2 protein-coding genes are annotated in these 619 nt (G+C 69.3%); both read left to right on the forward strand.

Annotated elements, in window-relative coordinates; translation table 11 throughout:
• Positions 1 to 385 (forward strand): hypothetical protein (locus D1614_RS28285; RefSeq protein ID WP_162304624.1); only part of this gene is annotated, 385 nt, incomplete at its 5' end.
• Positions 382 to 619, forward strand: a 238-nt coding sequence (locus D1614_RS28290) for a hypothetical protein (RefSeq protein WP_147384389.1), incomplete at its 3' end; no start/stop codon positions are given. The genes D1614_RS28285 and D1614_RS28290, both read left to right, overlap by 4 nt.

A 619-nucleotide genomic window follows, 5' to 3' on the forward strand; every position in this document is an offset into this window, starting at 1 on the left:
CAAGATCGAACTCGGCTTCTATATGGTGTGGGTGCTCGATTCCGACGAGCTGGTGACCCAGACCATTCCGGGCAATATGCACAGCCTGACCAGCAAGCCGATCGATGCGCTGCCCAGTTCGCGCGACTATCCGCGCGGCAATACCGATCCGTCACGCGGCCCCGGGCAATGGGTCGGCGTCACCCGCCCGGGCGGCGATGTCGAGGATCAGATCGACAAGGTGCACAAGCATGTGCGCGGCAACGCCTTTTACGCCCCCGGCGGCTGGTTCGGCAAAAGCGATGTCGGCCAGGCCCGGCTGAAGGAGGTCGCCGCGGCCGAGCGGACCCTGACCTGGCTCTCCGATATGACGCAACCGCTGGCGCCGCTGGGGTTGCGGACGTGACCCGCGCGCTGGTCGCCGGGCTGGCGCTGCTCGCCGCGTGCAGCGAAGGTGCGAGCCAGCCCCAGCCCAGCGGCGAGGCGCTTGCCCAGATCCGCGCGCAGGTGGAGGGGCAGCGGCAATGCGCACCGCTGCTGTCGGGTACATGGCCGATCGAATTCAGCGCCGATGCGCTGAGCGGCCCCAAGGTCGACGCGCTGGTCGCGGCCGGACTGGTCCGCCGCGTGGCCTTGCCCG

This window comes from Maribellus luteus (genome assembly GCF_003576475.1).
In the GTDB taxonomy this organism is placed as follows: Bacteria; Bacteroidota; Bacteroidia; order Bacteroidales; family Prolixibacteraceae; genus Draconibacterium; species Draconibacterium luteum.